General features: G+C 73.4%; 18 protein-coding genes. 5 read left to right on the top strand and 13 right to left on the bottom strand.

The window, feature by feature from the left end:
• Both VFC33_06085 and VFC33_06090 read right to left on the bottom strand, forming a co-directional pair.
• On the bottom strand, window positions 1-360 hold a 360-nt coding region (locus VFC33_06085), incomplete at its 3' end, for a hypothetical protein (GenBank protein ID HZR12803.1).
• Between the two features lie 135 nt (window positions 361-495).
• A complete protein-coding gene (locus VFC33_06090) occupies window positions 496-804 on the bottom strand; it encodes a PH domain-containing protein (protein HZR12804.1) in 309 nt (102 codons plus the stop codon).
• Between the two features lie 96 nt (window positions 805-900).
• Between VFC33_06090 and VFC33_06095 the strand changes: the two genes are divergently transcribed.
• Window positions 901-2592, top strand: a complete 1692-nt coding sequence (locus VFC33_06095; GenBank protein ID HZR12805.1) for a helix-turn-helix transcriptional regulator — start codon at window positions 901-903, stop codon at window positions 2590-2592.
• A 96-nt stretch (window positions 2593-2688) separates the two neighbouring features.
• Window positions 2689-3408, top strand: coding sequence for an MBL fold metallo-hydrolase (locus VFC33_06100; protein ID HZR12806.1), 720 nt, complete (start codon window positions 2689-2691; stop codon window positions 3406-3408).
• Between the two features lie 9 nt (window positions 3409-3417).
• On the opposite strand, the gene VFC33_06105 is transcribed toward VFC33_06100, so the two are convergent.
• The 6 genes from VFC33_06105 to VFC33_06130 are packed head-to-tail and all read right to left on the bottom strand — an operon-like array spanning window position 3418 to window position 8935.
• Entirely contained in the window at window positions 3418-3801 is a 384-nt protein-coding gene (locus VFC33_06105) for a VOC family protein (GenBank protein HZR12807.1), read from the bottom strand.
• A gap of 4 nt (window positions 3802-3805) precedes the next feature.
• Window positions 3806-4642: an alpha/beta fold hydrolase gene (locus VFC33_06110; protein ID HZR12808.1), complete on the bottom strand. Its 837-nt coding sequence runs from the start codon at window positions 4640-4642 to the stop codon at window positions 3806-3808.
• Window positions 4643-4677: 35 nt separating this feature from the next.
• Complete coding sequence (locus VFC33_06115; protein ID HZR12809.1) at window positions 4678-5463, bottom strand: thioesterase family protein; 786 nt, start codon at window positions 5461-5463, stop codon at window positions 4678-4680.
• Window positions 5460-6899, bottom strand: a complete 1440-nt coding sequence (locus VFC33_06120; GenBank protein HZR12810.1) for an acetyl-CoA acetyltransferase — start codon at window positions 6897-6899, stop codon at window positions 5460-5462. Before VFC33_06120 ends, VFC33_06115 begins: the two co-directional genes overlap by 4 nt.
• A 54-nt stretch (window positions 6900-6953) precedes the next feature.
• Window positions 6954-8186, bottom strand: coding sequence for a serine hydrolase domain-containing protein (locus VFC33_06125; GenBank protein ID HZR12811.1), 1233 nt, complete (start codon window positions 8184-8186; stop codon window positions 6954-6956).
• Window positions 8183-8935, bottom strand: a complete 753-nt coding sequence (locus VFC33_06130) for a hypothetical protein (protein ID HZR12812.1) — start codon at window positions 8933-8935, stop codon at window positions 8183-8185. Before VFC33_06130 ends, VFC33_06125 begins: the two co-directional genes overlap by 4 nt.
• A 113-nt stretch (window positions 8936-9048) precedes the next feature.
• Between VFC33_06130 and VFC33_06135 the strand changes: the two genes are divergently transcribed.
• Window positions 9049-10872, top strand: a complete 1824-nt coding sequence (locus tag VFC33_06135; GenBank protein ID HZR12813.1) for a S8 family serine peptidase — start codon at window positions 9049-9051, stop codon at window positions 10870-10872.
• Between the two features lie 70 nt (window positions 10873-10942).
• A complete protein-coding gene (locus tag VFC33_06140) occupies window positions 10943-12454 on the top strand; it encodes a hypothetical protein (GenBank protein ID HZR12814.1) in 1512 nt (503 codons plus the stop codon).
• 9 nt (window positions 12455-12463) lie between these two features.
• Here the strand turns inward: VFC33_06140 and VFC33_06145 are convergent, their stop codons facing one another.
• Window positions 12464-12910 carry an SRPBCC family protein gene (locus VFC33_06145; GenBank protein HZR12815.1) on the bottom strand — a complete coding sequence of 149 codons (447 nt, stop codon included), beginning with the start codon at window positions 12908-12910 and terminating at the stop codon, window positions 12464-12466.
• A gap of 63 nt (window positions 12911-12973) precedes the next feature.
• Here VFC33_06145 and VFC33_06150 point away from each other — a divergent pair, with 63 nt between their 5' ends.
• A complete protein-coding gene (locus VFC33_06150) occupies window positions 12974-13573 on the top strand; it encodes a TetR/AcrR family transcriptional regulator (GenBank protein HZR12816.1) in 600 nt (199 codons plus the stop codon).
• On the opposite strand, the gene VFC33_06155 is transcribed toward VFC33_06150, so the two are convergent.
• From VFC33_06155 to VFC33_06170, 4 genes are all read right to left on the bottom strand, one after another.
• On the bottom strand, window positions 13560-14702 hold the full coding sequence (locus VFC33_06155) for an acyl-CoA dehydrogenase family protein (GenBank protein HZR12817.1): 1143 nt from the start codon (window positions 14700-14702) through the stop codon (window positions 13560-13562). The two genes, VFC33_06150 and VFC33_06155, sit on opposite strands and share 14 nt — an antisense overlap.
• A gap of 78 nt (window positions 14703-14780) precedes the next feature.
• A complete protein-coding gene (locus tag VFC33_06160) occupies window positions 14781-15989 on the bottom strand; it encodes an amidohydrolase family protein (protein HZR12818.1) in 1209 nt (402 codons plus the stop codon).
• Window positions 15990-16012: 23 nt separating this feature from the next.
• Complete coding sequence (locus tag VFC33_06165) at window positions 16013-16333, bottom strand: hypothetical protein (protein HZR12819.1); 321 nt, start codon at window positions 16331-16333, stop codon at window positions 16013-16015.
• Window positions 16330-17091 (bottom strand): ParA family protein, encoded by a 762-nt coding sequence (locus VFC33_06170; GenBank protein ID HZR12820.1) that lies wholly within the window; start codon window positions 17089-17091, stop codon window positions 16330-16332. Before VFC33_06170 ends, VFC33_06165 begins: the two co-directional genes overlap by 4 nt.
• Window positions 17092-17111 lie beyond the last annotated feature (20 nt).

Consider the following 17111-nt stretch of genomic DNA (forward strand, 5'->3'; position numbering starts at 1 on the left):
CTGCACGTCGGCTGCGAGCGGGCTGGCGAGCGGGCGCCCGTCGACCGTTCCGCCCGTCGCGATCACGCGGAAGTCGCGCGGGAGGTCGGTCGCCTCGACCGCGAACGCGCCGGACGCGAGCGTGTCACTCGGCGCGGTCGCGATCGGCGCGCCGTTCGCCGCTCGGAGCGTGACGGCCGCGCCGGCGACGGGATCCCCCGCGTCGACGACACCGACGACGACCACGGTCGGGTTCGCGGCTCGCGGCGCCGATTGGGCGCGCGCCGTCGATCTCGACGACGAGGTGCACGACGTCAGCGTCGCCGCCGCGACCACCGACGACACGAGCACGCTCGTCCTCCGCATCGCGCGCGAGGTCATGCTTCCCGCCTTCGTCGAGCAGCGGCACGCTCGGCGCCGCTCTGGGCGCGCACGCCGGATCGGTGTGTCCGGCTTGGTATCGACCGCCCGAACCGGGACTTGAGTCCGGACCCGACCGGCCCGCCGTGACCCGCGCTACGCGAGGTGCGCGTCGAGGATGGCGCGGACGGTCTCCGGCTCGTCAGGTGTGATCGTCGGCTTCACCCGTCGACCCACGTCGAGCTCGAGCGCGACCTGCTTGTTCGGCCGGTTCCCATCGAGGTTGTACCAGTGCACGAGATCGCCGGAGCCCCAGATGCGCCACCGGCCGCGCACACCCGTCATCGTGCGCGCGGTGACGGACCTGATCGAGCGGTACGGGATGCGCTTCGCGCCCCAGAGGTAGTACCAGCGGATCGTGATCGCGTCGTCGTCGCACGCGATCCGACCGTCGTCGTACAGCACGGCCCCATCATCGCAGGTGTCGGCGCCGGATCCGGGGCGGCGCGACTCCCCCGCCACGGTGTCTCGACCGCCCGGCCGCCTCCTACGATCCTCGGCGTGAGCGACGCGGCGGAGCTTCTCCAGTCGGCGGTGGACGCCGCGGCGCGTGGCGACGTGCCCGGCGCGATCGAGCTCCTGCGCGAGTGCGTCGCCGCCGCCGACGTTCCCGACGCACACCGCCTGCTGGGCGCGCTCTCCTACGCGAACGACCATCTCGACGACGCCCGCGTCGAGTGGGAGCACGCGTTCCGCGGCTACCGCGACGCCGGCGATCTGCGCAACGCGGCGCGCGTCGCGATGGGGCTCGCGGAGCTGCACTCGGGCTCGCTCGGGAACCGCGCGACGGGCAGCGGCTGGCTCGAACGCGCGCGCCGGCTGCTCGAGCAGGCGGGCCCGTGCGTCGAATGGGGGTACTGGGAGCTCGCGCTGATCGCGTGCGACCGGCCGGACGTCGTGGATCTGGAGCGGAGCGCGACGCGCGCGCTCGAGCTCGCGACCGAATACCGCGATGTGGCGTTGGAGGTGCGCGCGCTCGCCGACGGTGGGCTCGCGCTCGTGTCGCAGGGGCGGGTCCGCGAGGGCTTCGACCGCCTCGACGAGGCGCTCGCTGTGCTGTCGACGGGCGAGGTCACCGACCTGTTCGTCGTCGGCACCGCGTTCTGCGCACTGCTGTCGTCGTGTGAGCGGGCGGGTGACGCGGAACGGGCGACCGAGTGGATCCGGATGGTGCAGTCGCTCGTGCTGCAGCCCCGCGGCGGCCGTCCCCGCGTGCTGAGCACGCACTGCCATCTCGCGCTCGGTGGCGTGCTGTGCGCGGTCGGGCGGTGGACCGAGGCCGAGGAGGCACTGCTGGCGTCGCTCGGCCCGACCGCCTCCGCGAGTCGCGGTCACCGCGTCGAGGCGACGACGCGCCTCGCGGAGCTGCGCCTGTACCAGGGCCGCGTCGACGAGGCCGCCGAGCTCCTCGCGCCGATCGAGGACGACCTCGCCGCCGCCGCACCGGTCGCGTCGCTGCACCTGGCGCGGGGCGAGCCCGCGCTCGCGGCCGCGGTCCTGCGCCGCGCCGTGACGCGGCTCGTCGGCGACGTCCTCCGCGGCGCACCCCTCCTGGCCGCGCTCGTCGAGGCCGAGCTGGCGCGCGGCGACGTCGACGCCGCGCGCGGCGCCGCGCGCCTCCTCCGCGCGATGACCGAAGCGGTGGACGCGCCGGTCGTCGCCGGCTTCGCCACGCTCGCCACCGGTCGCGTCGCCGTGGCGACGGGCGACGTCGAGGCCGCGCTCGACGCGTTCGACGCGGCGCTGCGGAGCTTCACCGCCGCGGAGCGTCCGGTCCTCGTCGCGGCGACACAGCTCGAGCTCGCCGACGCCCACGTCGCGCGGCACGACGACGAAGCGGCCGTCGTCGCGGCTCGGGCCGCGCACACGGTCGCCGAACGCCTCGACGCCGCGCCCATGTGCGACCGCGCCGCCGCGCTGCTCCGCCGCCTCGGTGCGACGCCACCGCGCTCGGCGGCGTCGGCGGCGAGCCGGCTCACCGGGCTGACCGCCCGCGAGAGCGAGGTGCTCGACGGGCTGCGCCGCGGCGACAGCAACGCGCAGATCGCGGCCCGTCTCTACCTGTCCCCGAAGACGGTGGAGCACCACGTCAGCCGGGTGCTCGCCAAGCTCGGCGTGCGGACCCGGGCCGAGGCGGCCGCGGTCGCCGCGGCTGCGGCCGCGACGGGCGAGGCCGAGGCCGACACGGGGTGAGGATCGGGGGCAGGTCGGGGGGATCCCCCGATGTGCGGACCGCCCGTCTACCCGCATGCTGTGGACCACACCCGCACCGACACGAGGAGCATCGTGATGGAGACCAGGATCGACGAGATCGCACCCGACGTGTTCCGGCTGTCCACCTACGTGGACGAGATCGCGCCGCCGGCGGGGTTCACGTTCAACCAGTTCGTCGTGCGCGGCGAGCAGCCGCTCCTGTTCCACGCCGGGATGCGCGGGCTGTTCCCGCTCGTGTCCGACGCCGTCGACCGGCTGGTCGGCCTGCAGAACCTGCGTTGGATCTCGTTCGCGCACGTCGAGGCGGACGAGTGCGGCGCGATGAACCTGTTCCTCGACGCCGCGCCCGACGCGCAGGTCGTGCACGGCGCGCTCGCGTGCATGGTCTCGTTGAACGACCTCGCGGACCGTCCACCCGTCCCGATGGCCGACGAGCCGCTCGACATCGGCGGGCACGTCATGCGGTTCCTGCCCACGCCGCACGTCCCCCACAACTGGGAGAGCGGTCTCTGGTTCGACGAGACCACCGCGACGTTGCTCGCGGGCGACCTGTTCACGTCGCTCGGTGACGGGCCTGCGGTCGTCGACACCGACGTCGTCGAGGGCGCGATCGTCGCCGAGGACGTGTTCCACGCGACGTCGCTCGGCCCGGCCGTCGGCACGACGCTGCGCACGCTCGCCGAGCTCGAACCGTCGACGCTCGCGTGCATGCACGGGTCGTCGTTCCGTGGTGACGGCGCCGCGCAGCTCCATGCGCTCGCCGACTACTACGACGGCGCGATCGTCCCGGCGTGACGGCGGGAGCTACGCGCCGCTGCCGTACGGGCGAGTGATGATCTCGAGCAGGTGGCCGTCGGGGTCGGTGAAGTAGACCCCGCGGCCACCGTCGTTGCGGTTGATCTCCTTCGGGCGCGTCAAGCCGGGATCGGCCCAGTGGTCGAGGCCACGCTCGACGATCTTGCCGTAGATCGCGTCGAACTCGTCCTCGCTGACGAGGAACGCGTAGTGCTGCGAGGCGATGTCGCCGTCGACCTCGCGGTAGTCGAGTGACACGCCGTTGGCCACCTCGACGACGAGGAACGGGCCGAAACGTGTCGCGTCCGGGAGGTCGAACAGCTCGGTCAGGAACGACGCCGAGACCTTCTTGTCGCGGCACCAGACGATCGTGTGGTTCAGCTCGATGGTCACGCCGTCATGTTGGCGCGTCGGGCGGGCGATCGCTTCGCGGCCCGTCGACGCGGTCCACGAAGCGCGTCAACGCGGTGACGACCGCGTCGGGCTGCTCGACCTGGGGCAGATGACCGGCGCCGGAGACGACGACGAGCTGCGAGCCCGCGATGCGGCGCTGGAGCCGCTGCGCGGCACGCACCGACGAGCCCGAGAGCCGGTCGGCGTCACCCCAGAGCAGCAGGACGTCGCGGGTCGTCGGCGCCGGACACGGCTCGCTCGCGAGGACGACCTCGGTCACGACGTCGAGCGGCGCGGGATGCGGGTCGTGGAGGACCGCGTCGACCTCGGGCGGGACGTTGCGCGTGTCCGCGAAGGCACGCGCGGCGGTCGAGGGTGAGTACACGTTCCTGCGGAACATCGCGGTGAGGGCGCGTCGCAACGGCGGAGCGGCGAGCGCGCGCCGGAGCCACATGGGCAACCCCGGTCCCGGCGCTCCGTCGACGAGCACGACGGCGGCAACCCGCGCGGGCGCGGTCGCGGCCGCGCACCACGCGATCGACGCGCCGAACGAGTTGCCGACCACGACCGCGCGGTCGACCGCCGTCGCGTCCATGACGCGCAGGACCCACTCCGCGTACGCGGCGACCGTGCCGGGCGGGTCGGTCGACGGTGCGCCGAGCCCGGGCAGCTCCGGGGCGACGACACGCCGCTCCGCGGCGAGCCGGTCCCAGATCCCGGACCAGTGCGGCGCGGCGCCCGCCCACGCGCCGTGCAACAGCACGAGCGGGACGCCGTCACCCTGACCGCCCGTCCAGACCTGCGCGGTGCCCTCGCCGATCGAGAGGTCGCGGCGCTCCATCACGTGCGGCATTCGACCACGACCGGCGGCCGGCGTCACTCGAAGACGCGCGCGACCGCGGTCTGGCTCGCGACCGCGACGAGTCGTCCGTCGCGCGCCCACACGCGGGCACCGCCGTGGACGTAGCCCGCGGACGCGAAGTAGGGGTCGAACTCGACCAGGATCCACTCGCCGTCCGGTCTCGGCCCGAAGCGCACCGCGTTGTCGAGGCTCGTCCCGCCACCCGTGCGGCCGGCGGCGCGCACGACCGAGCTGGGCACGATGTCGGTCAGGAACGCGACCTTCGCCCGCGTCTGCGTCGTGTCGGCCACGTCGCGCATGCGGACCCACAGCGCGGAGCGGGTCTCACCGTCGGCTTCACGCATGTCGGTGATCGCGAGCCAACCCGGTCGCTCACCGCGAACGGGGAACGGGAACCGGGGCATCCACCGCGGCGCGCGCTCGGGTGGGTCGACGTCGGGCATCGCGCCGAACTGCGCCTCCAGCGCGCCCGAGCGCGCGTCACCCGTCGCACCGAGCCCGACGACGGCGACGCGTCCGCCGGCGCACACGGTGACGCGCGCCTGCGTCGTGCGGCGGCCGCCCGCGAGCGTCTCGAGCCGGCACTCGAGCACGTCGCCGAGGTCCGCGCTGCCGACGAACTGGGCCGTGGTCCACAGCGCGTCCTGGCCGGTCTCGGCCTCGAGCAGCGCCGTCACGAGCGCCGCGCCCGTGCCCCCGTAGAGCTTGCCGTCGAAGCGCGTCAGCGGCGATCGCAGGACGAGCTCGTACCGCCCGCCACCGCGAGGCTCGACACCGAGCCAGTCGAGGTCGGAGGTCACGCGACGAGCCCGTTGCCCGCGACGGCGACGCGCGTGCCGACGAGCTCCTCCTCGGTCGCGCGCGCCGCGAGCACCGGATCGTCGATCCGCGCGATCACGCGCGCACCCCGCTGCGTGTCCAGGATCGCCACGAGCTCGCGGGGCTCCTCCCCGTCGTACGTGACCGTGCAGGCGGCCACCGTCGCGTCGCCGTCGTAGGAGTCGAGCACGTCGACGCGCGCTGTCGCGGCCTCCGCGTCGCGCGCGAGATCGGCGATCAGCGGCGGCTCGCCGTCGTCGTCCGTCGCCCACACGGCGAGACCGGGCTTGGTCAGCAGTCCGCTGACGGTCGTGACGAGCCCGAGCCCGCCGTCCGCGCGCAACCGGCGCACCATCGCGGCCGTCGCCTGGAGCACGAAGTTGTTGAACGGACCGCCCGCGAACGTCATGCCGCCCGTGATCGTCGGCGTGCCGCTCGCCGGGAGGCCGAGCTCTCGCTGCTGCACGCGCACCGCGACCGGGAAGCACGAGTACAGCTCCACGTGCTCGCACGCCGCGAGCGGGCGGCCGATGCGGGCGGAGGCGGCCCGCCCGACCACCTGCATCGCGGGCCAGCGGTGCATCTCGCGTCGCGCCGACAGCGGGAGCGCGAACGACGAGTCGAGTCCGGCGCGCGGGAGCACCCAGCGCTCGCGCGGGACACCGTGACGCTCCGCCACCTCGGCCGCGCACAGCAGCAGCGCCGCGCCCTGGTCGACGGTCCACTGGCTCGCGTGCCACTTGCCGTACGGGAACGCCAGCGGCCGGCTGCCGGGACCGAGCTTGGCCAGCTCGTCGGCCGTCATCGACTCCCGGAACGCGGCTTCGGGGTTGTCGCGTGCGACCTCGTTGAAGCGCGCCCACAACGCCGCGACGTCCCAACGGTCCTGCTCGACCGTCACACCGTCCGCGGCGCGCAACGCCGACTCCATGAGCGCGTATTGCTGCACCGGCGTCCAGAGCCTCGCCGCGATCTCGGCGGGCGCGACGATCTCGCCCTGCGGCTGCTGGAGCACGTCGGGTTCCGCGCCGTGCTGATCGAGCTCCGTCGCGTGCGGATCGCGCGCGGCACGTGCCTTCGCCTCCGCGCCGACGACGACGACGACGTCGAGGGTGCCGTCGCGTATGGCCGTCATCGCCTCGTTGATCAGCGTCTGCTGCGGGATGCCGAGGTCGACGAGGACCGTCGTCGCGCGTGGCGCGCCGATGTGATGCGCGACCACACGCGCGGGGTCGGTGTAGCCCCACGTGCCACGCGGCACCGCGATCCGCTGCACGTCGTGCAACAGCGACGGTGCACCGGCGTCGTCCGCGGCCGCGACGGTGGCGCGCGCCATGAGCTCGACGGCCTCGACGTGGTCGATGCACGTGCCGGCACCAACGAGGACTGGCAGGCGGGGATCGGTACGGGAGCTCATGGGGACGGGCGATTGAAGGGTCGCGCGTGGCCGGCTGTCAAAGCGCGCCGGTCGTCACGAGCCGCGCGACGTACCTCTGCGGCGCAGCGAGAACCGCCTCGGTGCGCGGGCGCGTGGTCCGTCGGCGTCGTCGCCCGCGACGTCCGCCGTCGCGTCGAGCGCGTCGAGGTCCTCGTACAGCGTGTTCACGAGCGCCCGCCGGCGCAGGAACGCGGCCTCGTGGCCGACGAGGCCGTTGAACACGACCCCGACGGACAGCGACCGCTCCGGATCCGCGAACGCGAACGACGTGCCGACGTTCCCGGAGTGACCGAACGCGGTCTCGCTGCAACGCTCGCCGAACGCGTGCTCGCGCAGGCGCGTCATGAACCCCAGCCCGTAGGTGCACTCCCGCTGGAGCACCTCGTCGTAGACGGCCGGCCGGACGACGGACGTGAAGGCGCGCAGCGACACGTCGTCGGCCGGCTCGTCGGGGTCTTCGGCATCGTCGGGGTCGGGCGGCGCGAGCGCGGCGAGCCGTTCGAGCAGCCCGCTGTAGAAGCGCGCGAGGTCGCGCGCGTTCGTGTACCCGCCGTGCGACGGGTTCGTCTCCGTGCACACGCGCTCGCTGCGTTCGAACAGCATCGGCAGCGTCTTCGTCCGCATCTCGACGTTGACCCCGAGGCGGTCGAGCACCGCGCGGTACTCGTCGCGCGTCATGCCGACCCACGTCGACGAGAGACCCATGGGGTCGAGGACGTGCTCGCGCAGGTGCGCGCGCAGCTCGTCGCCCGTCGCCTGCTCGATCACCCATCCGAGGACCTGCCACCCGACGTACTCGCTGTAGGCCGCGTCGGCGCCGAGCCGCCATCCCGGCGGCCGCTTCAGCGTCGCGATCACGGCACGACGACGGTCGGCGGGGGTGAGCTCCATCTCCACGGCCATCGGCCGGTGGAGCGCGGCGGTGTGCGTCATGACGTGGCGCAACGTGACACCACCCTGCAGGACGCGCAGATCCGGCAGGCGCGCCTCGAGCGGCTCGTCGAGCGCGAGCGCGCGCTGCTCGACGAGCTGTTGGATCGCGACCGCGGTCACCGGCTTGATCGAGCAGTACACGCGGAAGACGTGCTCGGGCGTCATCGTCGTGCCGGTTCCGGTCTCGCCGACCGCGAGGTCGAGCACCCGCTCACCGCGCAGCTCGACGGCCATCTGCGCGCCGGGGCTGAAGACGCCGTCCTCGACCTGGTCGTGCAGCCGCTCGACGGTTCGCTCGAAGCCGCGGTCGGCGGCCGGCCCCTCGCCCGTCACGCGAGCACCTGCACGGCGGTCGCGAACGTCTCGTGGGCGTCGAGCTCGCCCAATACCGACAGCGCGATCGCGTGCCGGCCGGTCGCGAGCTCCGCCCCGTGGAACTCGGGGCTCTCGACGATGCCGGCGAGCGCGGCCAGGCCGCCGAGCTCGCCGCGCACCGCGCCGTCCTCGAGCGCCTGGATCACGGTGATCTCGCCGGCTCGGACGAGCGCGAGCGCGCGGTACGTCACGTCGACGAAGACGTCGGCCGAGCTCGTCTCGCCGGGTCGCTGCTCGACGAAGCGGCCGTCGACGAACCACATCGTCTCCCGCACCTCGCCGAACGGTCCGCCGCGGTACCGGTACTCGGCGACGAGCGTCGCGTCCGGGACGCGCATCATCGCCGCGAGCTCCGGCCGCGAGCCGAGGTCGAACGGCGCGGGCACGCCCCTGTAGGTGCCGTCCGCGGTCGCGGCGGTGACGGTGGTCGCGAGCAACGCGTCGGTGCCGCGCAGCTCGCGCGTCACGACTCGGCGGGCGACGTCGCCGGTCCAGCGAACGTCGACGTCCGGCGAGTCGAGGATCCCGACGTCCCACACCACGACGCGACCCGCCTCCACGACGAGGTGCCACGGCGTGTCGCCGGCGCGGAACTGGAGTCGTGCGCTGCGGTCCGGCGCGATCGCGAGCCCGGCCACGAGGTCGCGTGCGCGCGCGAACCGTTCCGGGCTGAACGGGGGCGTGCCGGCGTGAGGCTCCACCGCCATGCGGCGAGCGACGGTAGCCGCCCGCGCGCCCGCCCGACCCCGGGCCTGCTCGGCCTCGGTCCCGATCGGCCCGGTGCCCTGTTCCCGGCGTCACACCGGCCGATCGAGAGCTCGTGAGACCGCGAACGGCGCTCGTCGGCGCGCTCGCGCTCGTCGTGATGGTCGTGCCCGTCGCGGTGCGCCGCTCGGTCGCGGCCGCGCAGACGACGGTCCCGACCGCGCCCGCGACGCGGACCGCCGCCACGACGCCGCCGCCACGGATCGTCGTGACGACCCGCGACGCGACCGGCCGTCCCGTGTTCCACACGATCCCGGCTGCGACGCCGGGCGACGCCACGAGCGTCGCGAGCGCGTTGCACGCATACGGCATTCCCGCGGTCGTCGACCGGCCCGTCCACGCGACGGGAGACCCGATCCGGTGGCTGCAGTGGCCGCTGAACGACGTGCCGTACGAGCAGACGTGGGCGACGCGCGACGCGTCGGGCCAGACGGTCGCCGTCGTCGACACCGGTGTCGACGCGACCCACGAGGACCTCCGCAGCGGACAGGTCCTCCCCGGGACGGATCTCGTCGCGCCGGGCGGCAACGGCCGCGTCGACCCCAACGGCCACGGCACCGCGGTGTCGGGCGTGATCGCCGCGACCGTCGGCAACGGGATCGGCATCTCCGGCGCCGCGCGCGGCGCGCGGATCCTTCCCGTCCGGGTGCTCGACGCGAGCGGGACGGGCTACCTGTCCGACGTCGCGAGCGGTCTCGTCTGGGCGACCGACCACGGCGCGACGGTCGTCAACATGTCGCTCGCCGCGACCGGGCTCACGACCTACCCGCCCGTCGACCTCGCGATCGCGTATGCGCGCGCGCACGGCGTCGTGGTCGTCGCCGCGGCGGGCAACGACGGTCCCGGCAGCCCACCCGAGTACCCGGCCGACGCCGCCGGCGTGATCGCCGCCGGCGCGACCGACTCGTCGAACACCGTCGCGAGCTTCTCGTCGCAGGGCTCGTGGGTCGCGATCGCGGCGCCCGGCGTCAGCATCGCGACGACGTGGCCCGGCAACGCCTACGTGTACGAGAACGGCACGTCGTTCGCGTCGCCCTACGTCGCGTCCGCAGCCGCGCTCGTGCGCGCGTCGGCACCGTGGCTCGACCCCGACGAGGTCCGCTCGGCGCTCACGTCCACCGCGACGCCACTGGGCCCGGCGCGCGCGTACGGCGCCGGGCTCGTGAACCCGTTGCGCGCGGTGGCATCGCTGTCGCTCTACCACTACGAGAAGGCCGTCGCGCCCGACCGTGCCGTCGCCGCGAACCCGAAGGGTGGCGGGTACGTCCTCTCGGGGAACGGCGGCGTCCGCTCGTTCGGCGGTGCACCGCTCTTCGGCTCGGTGAGCTGGGGCGGGTGGCAGATCGCGCGGTCGCTGGCGGTGATGCCCGACGGGAACGGCTACGTCGTCCTCGACGCGTGGGGTGGCGTCCACCGCTTCGGGTCGGCGGCGTCGTTGCCCGTCCCCGCGAACGCGTACTGGCCCGGTTGGGACGTCGCGCGACAGGTCCGCATCACGCCGTCCGGTCACGGCCTCGTCGTGCTCGACGCCTGGGGTGGCCTCCACGTCGCCGGGGACGCGCCCGCGCCGACCGGGATGCCGTACTGGTTCGGCTGGGACATCGCGCGCGACGTGCAGATCACGCCGTCCGGCCAGGGGTACTGGCTGCTCGACGGCTGGGGTGGCGTGCACACCAGCGGCGACGCGCGCTTCGAGGGCGCGGCCCCGTTCCGGTCGTGGGACATCGCGCGCGCGCTCGTGCCCGCGGCGGACGGGAAGGGCTACGCGATCCTCGACGGCTTCGGCGGCGTACACCTGTTCGGCTCGGCGTTGCACGTCGTCGCGAACGGCTACGCGCTCGCGGACGTGTACCGCGGGATCGCGGTCGTCAAGTCCTGACGGACGGGCGCTCCGGGCCCGCGCGCGACAAGATCGTGGCTCCCCCTCGTCCGCGCCCAGGGAGCTCGCCGTGCCGCAATTCCGCCGTCGCCGTCGTTCTCGCCTCGCCCTGATCCCCGCCGTCGCGGTGGTGCTCGCGCTCGTCGCCCCGGCTGCGCCGGCCGTGGCGGACGGCGGGAACGACGGCCGTCGCGCGACCGCGTGCACGCAGCCGCAGATCCTGTCCGTCGTCGGGTGCGGCAACGTCCGGTTCGAGTGGCTGCGCGGCGACAACGACCCCGCGACGCCGTCGAACCTCAACCGGGTCGGTGTCCTCGAGATCGGGTCGCCACGCGCGCGCAACGTCCTCGTGCTCGAACCGGGCACGTCGGCCGGCGCCGCGTACTTCGCGCCCCTCGCCGAGGACGTCGTGCGCGACACGAACGGGCAGTGGCAGGTGTGGTCGGTCGAGCGACGCGAGAACCAGCTCGAGGACCAGTCGATGCTCGACGCGTACAAGCAGGGGAAGACCGGCGCCCAGCAGTTCTTCGAGTACTACCTCGGGTGGCTCTCGAACCCGTCGATCACCAACCACTTCAAGCTGATCCCGGACTCGAGCGTCGGCTACGCGCGCGGTTGGGGGCTGAACGTCGAGATCCAGGACCTCCACCGCGTCGTCGAGAAGGCCCACGAGGACGGGCGGCGCGTCGTGCTCGGCGGCCACTCCCTCGGCGGCTCCATCGTGACCGCGTACGCGACGTGGGACTTCGACGGCCGACCCGGCGCGCGCGACCTCGCCGGGCTCGTCTACATCGACGGCGCCAGCGACCCGACGCCCGTCACCGCGACCAAGGCGACGCAGTCGCTGCAGCAGCTGCAGACGTCGACCCCGTGGCTCGCCTTCGGCGGCATCGGCGCGCCCTTCCTCGGGCTGTTCTCCGCGGTCGGCTCGACGCTCGCGTCGCTCGCCCCGAACGCGCCCGCGACGCTCGCCGGCTTCCCGCTGCTGCCCTCGAACCTGGTCCCACCGGTGCCGGTCACGAACGAGGCGGGCTTCGGCTTCGCGGTCGACACGAAGACCTCGCCGCCGAACCTCCGCGCCGCGCAGGTCCACGCCGGGCAGCTCGCCGCGAGCGGTACGCCGCGCGGCTGGGACCGCGCGGGCGCGATCACGCCGATCCAGCGCTACGCGTCGATGCTGTCGGGGACGGGCATCCTCGGTGTCGACGGGAGCGCGTGGTACCACCCGATGCGGCTGACGATCGACGCCGGTGCGGTGGCCGACGGCAACGCCAACCCGGCGCAGACCGTGCTCGACGTCCGCGCGATCCACGGCCACGACCTGAGCAAGCGGCTGCGGATCTACGCGTTCGGCGCGGCGCTCGGCGGGCCGGGCGTGCTCGCGGCGACGCAGATCCTCGCCGCGCAGTCGGGCATCCCGGCGGCGAACCTCGTGCTCGTCAACCGGCAGAGCACCTACGCGCACAACGACCCGTCGGCCGCGACGCCCGACAACGACTTCGTCGCCAACCTCATCCCGTTCCTGGACGGGTTCCCGGGTGCGCACGGCGCGCGCTCGCATCACGAGCGCGGCGACGATTGAGAACGCTCGCTACGCGTTCGCGCGCGCGGCTGCGTGTTGCGCGAGCCCGCGCACGCACTCACCGATGAACGCGTGCAGCTTGCGCCGGATCATGCCGCCCGTCCCCGGGATCTTCGCGGTGAACGTCGAGTGCCAACGGATCGCGGTGCCGCCTGACGGCGTGCGGGTGAGGTCGACGTCCGCTCGGTAGTCGCGGATCGGGATGCCGGACAGCAGCGCGTAGCTGAACCGGCGGTCCGGGACGACCTCGACGACGCGCTCGCGTGACGTCGTCCGACCGGTGCGGAAGACGCGGATCGCACCGACGCCCTCGCCGCCACCGCGCGCGGGCTCCTCGAGCTGGAACGACCCGATCGGCGACCACACCGGCCAGGTCGCGCCGTCGGCCAGCAGTGCGAACACGTCCTCCGGCGGTGCCGAGCTCTCCGCCCTCACGTCGATGTCCTGGTGTGCCATGGGGACCTCCTCCGATCGCGCTGTACCAGACGGTACGTGTACCACATGGTACAGTGCTGCGCCATGACGGAGGTCACCACCCGGCGGCGCGCGGGTGAGGCCCGGGCCCGCCTGCTCGACGCCGCGGTCACGTACGTGTCCGATCACGGGATGGGCGACCTCAGCCTGCGGGCCCTGGCGCGGGCGCTCGGGACGAGCCACCGCATGCTCATCTACCACTTCGGCTCCAAGGAGGAGCTCCTCGTCGAGGTCATCAAGGCGGTCGAGGAGCGCCAGCGCGAGGCGCTGGCCGCCCTCGACGACGACGGGTCGCGCTCCCAGGCCGAGCTGACGCGGGCCATGTGGCGCCGATTCACGGACCCCTCCCTGGCGGCGAACGAGCGGCTGTTCTTCGAGGTGTACGGCCAGGCGCTGCAGGGCCGCCCGCACACCGCGCACCTCCTCGACGGGATCGTCGACTCGTGGATCGAGCCGGCCGTCGAGATCGCACGCCGCCACGGCATCGCCCCGGACGTCGCGCGCATCGACGCGCGCCTCGCCGTCGCGGTCACCCGCGGTCTGCTGCTCGACCTGCTCGCGACGGGTGACCGCGCCGCGGTCGACGCGGCCATGGAGCGGTTCATCGCGCTCGAGGAGCAGGACGCCTCGCTCAGGAAGCGGTGACGTCGAGGAGCAGGCGACCGGTCTCGGTCATCGTGTCGTTGTCGACGAAGACGTGCTGGGTCGCCGCGTGCATGTCGCGGAAGCAACGTTGCAGGACACTCGTGCGCAGCGCGTCCGTCCCCGCCCACGTGTACGCGAAGCGCACCGTGTCGACCGCGACGCGCGTCGCGTAGGTCGTCGCCTGACGGAGCCGCTGCCGTTGCAGCACGCTCGCCTCCTCGCCGCGCTCGAGCGTCGTCTGCGCGTCGTCGAACACCTCGAACACGAAGGCGCGCGCCGCCCGCAGCGCGGCGTCGTGCACGCCGAGGTCGTGCCGGAACAGCTGCTGGTCGCGCACCGGTGCCGTCGCGCCAAGGCGTTGCTTGCCGCCGACCACCGCGACCAGCTCCTCGAGCGCGCGCTTCCCGACGCCGAGCGCGAACGCGGCGTGGCCCACGGCGGTCAGGCCGAGGACACCGAGCCGGTAGAGCGGCCCGCCACGCTGCGGCTCGTCCTCGACGAGCCGGAACGTGTATGCCTCGTCGACCGTCTGCTCGGTGACCGCGTAGTCGTAGCTGCCCGTCCCGCACAGGCCCATCACGTCCCAGTTGCCGAGCAGCTCGACGTTCCCCGCGGGCACGAAGAACGCGCGGATGACGGGGAGCCCCCGCTCCGAGACGGCCGGCTCACCGTCGGCGACCTCGATCGTGCCGCCCCCGATCCATCCCGCGTGCGCGCATCCGCTCCCGAAGCTGTAGCGGCCCGCGACCTCGTAGCCGCCGTCCACCGCGACCGACGTGCCCCGTGGCGCGAACTGGCCCGCATGGACCGGGTCGGCGTCGCCGCCGAACATCGCCTTCACGGCGCGGTCACCCAGGAACGCACCCGCGAAGCCGGTCGTCGTCGCGTTGGCGAGCAGCGACCAGCCCGTCGACGCGTCGGCCCGCGTCACCTCCTCGTACACCGCGAGGACCGTCGTCAGGTCCGCTTCCTCGCCGCCGAGCTCCTTCGGCGTCATCAACCGGAACAACCGCGCCTCGTGCAACGCGTTCACGACCGCAGCGGTGAGGGTTCCCGCGGCCTCGGACGCCGCGGCCTCGCGCTCGACGACGTCGGTGACGGCGCGCGCGGCCGTCAGCATGTCGGGCATCGGCGGGACGCTACCCGCCGATTCTGTGAAGCGTCATGCACAACATGTGTGTCTGGCGCTTCACGGAATGAGCGCGGGTCACGCGGCGAGCGCGCGGGCCGCCGTACCCATCAGGTCGAGGAAGTTGTCGCAGTAGAAGCGACGACGAACGTCGTCGCTCGCGTCGCCGAGCGACGCCTCGAACCGCTCGAAGGGACGGCGACCACCCTCGACGTGCGGGTAGTCCGAGCTGAACATGCACACGTCAGGGCCGCTCTGCTCGATGATCCAGCCGACGTCCTCCGTCGGGTATGGCGTGAAGCGGACCTGCCGCTGCACGTACTCCGTCGGCCGCAGCGACAGCGCGCGCAGCCGCTCCTCGTGACGCCCGAACGCCTCGAACGCGGCTTCCATCTGGCGTGTCCACGACGGCACCCAGATCGCGCCCTGCTCGATCACGCCGACGCGCAGGCGCGGGAAGCGCTCGAGCACGCCGTCGAAGATCATCGTCGCGAGCGTCTGCGCGGGCGGGCCGGGGATGCCCATGTAGTCGACCGAGCGGAAGTTCTCCTCGCCACCGTGGAAGTCGGGCGGGATCGGGAGCCCGTTGCGGAAGTAGTCACCGTCGATCAGGTCGCCGGTGCCACCGACGTGGAACACGACCGGGATGCCAGCCTCCTGCGCGCGTGCCCACACGGGATCGAGCCCGACGTGACTCGGCGAGTGACCGCGCGGGCACCCGGACGCGACGAGCAGCGCGGCCGCGCCGGCAGCGAGTGCCTCGTCCGCCATCGCCGCGGCACGGTCGAAGTCCGCGAGCGGGACGTAGCACGTAGGCAGGAGGCGAGGGTCGACGGAGCAGAACTCGAGCATCCCGCGGTTGTGCGCGCGGGCGACGCCGTACGCGAGGTCGACGTCGTCGCCGTGCTCCCAGTCGTGCAGCCGTCGGTTGTGGAACGTGTTGAACACGAGCTGGCTCGAGAAGCCGAGCAGGTCGAGCGCGCGCGGCCTGTCCTCGGCGACGAAGGAGCCCGTCGCCGCGAAGTTCTTGCGGGCCATGATCTCGTCGGCCTCGACCGCGCGGTACGCGTCCGACGCGTGCTTCGCGCGCAGACGCGTGAAGGCGGCCTCGAGGTCGCGCAGCTGCTCTTCGGGATCGCCCGTCTGGCGCAGCTCGTTGCCGCTCGACAGCGACAGTGGCTCGATGCGGTCGCGAATCGCGGGATCGGCGTGGTCACGCAGCCACGTCGGTGTCTCCATGATGTGCGCGTCGGCGTCGTGCACGACGCGCCCGCTCACGTACGGCATCGCTCTCGACCTCTGCCTTGGTTCTACTGCAACCAGTGCGCGGCCAGCCAGGTGCGGCGGCCGCACGCCGGGCACGTCATCAGCCGGGAGTGTCGCCGCCACGGGAACCACAGCGTGACCGGGAGCTGGCGCATCGTGAACTCGACGTACGAGACCCGGCTGCGACCGCCGCACGACGAGCACTCGACGACGAGCGTCCCCGGCCGCCGCGTCGCGCTCGAGTACAGCGCGTCCTTGCCCGCGTCATCCCCGACCGGCCGCGTCGGCCGCGTCGTTCCCGGTGCGTCGGCCGACGCGCTGAACAGCGCGCGCTTGCCTCGCGCGTCGCGACCTTCCACGCTCACCAACCCTCCTGCAGCGAACGGGCGAGCGAGCGGTAGGCGTCCGCGCCCGGCGACGATGGCGCGTGCTCGAGGATCGACGCGCCGTGCGCGGGTGCCTCGGCGAAGCGGACGGACTTCGGCACCGGAGGCTCGAGCACCGGGAGGCCGTAGCGCGCCTCGACGTCGGCGAGCACGTCGCGACCGTGACGCGTACGCGCGTCGAACATCGTCGCGATCACGCCACGGACCGCGAGATCCGGGCGTGTGAACGTGCGCACGTCGTCGACCGTGTCGAGCAGCTGGCCGACACCCCGGTGGCTCAGCGTCTCGCACTGCAACGGGATGAGCACCTCGTCGGCCGCGGTGAGGCCGTTGATCGTGAGGATCCCGAGCGACGGCGGGCAGTCGACGAGCACGACGTCGAAGTCGGCGACCACCGGCTCGAGCGCACGACGTAGCGCGTACTCCCGCCCGGTGCGCGTGAGGAGGTGGACCTCCGAGCCCGCGAGATCGATCGTCGAGGGGAGGACCGCCAACCCCCCGCGCGTCGCCGGCACCAGCGCGTCCTCGGCCTTGTTCCGCCCGACCAGCACGTCGTGCAGCGAGAGCTGCAGCGCCTCAGGGTCGAGCCCCACCGAGTACGTGAGGCACGCCTGCGGATCGAGGTCGACGAGCAGCACGCGCGTCCCGAGCTCGTGGAGCGCGGCGCCGAGGTTGTGGACGGTCGTCGTCTTGGCGACGCCGCCCTTCTGGTTCGCGACCGCCACCACCCGGGGCACCGCGGGAGTGTAGGGCGCCG

It is taken from the genome of Acidimicrobiia bacterium (assembly GCA_035651955.1).
Taxonomy (GTDB): Bacteria; Actinomycetota; Acidimicrobiia; order IMCC26256; family JAMXLJ01; genus JAMXLJ01.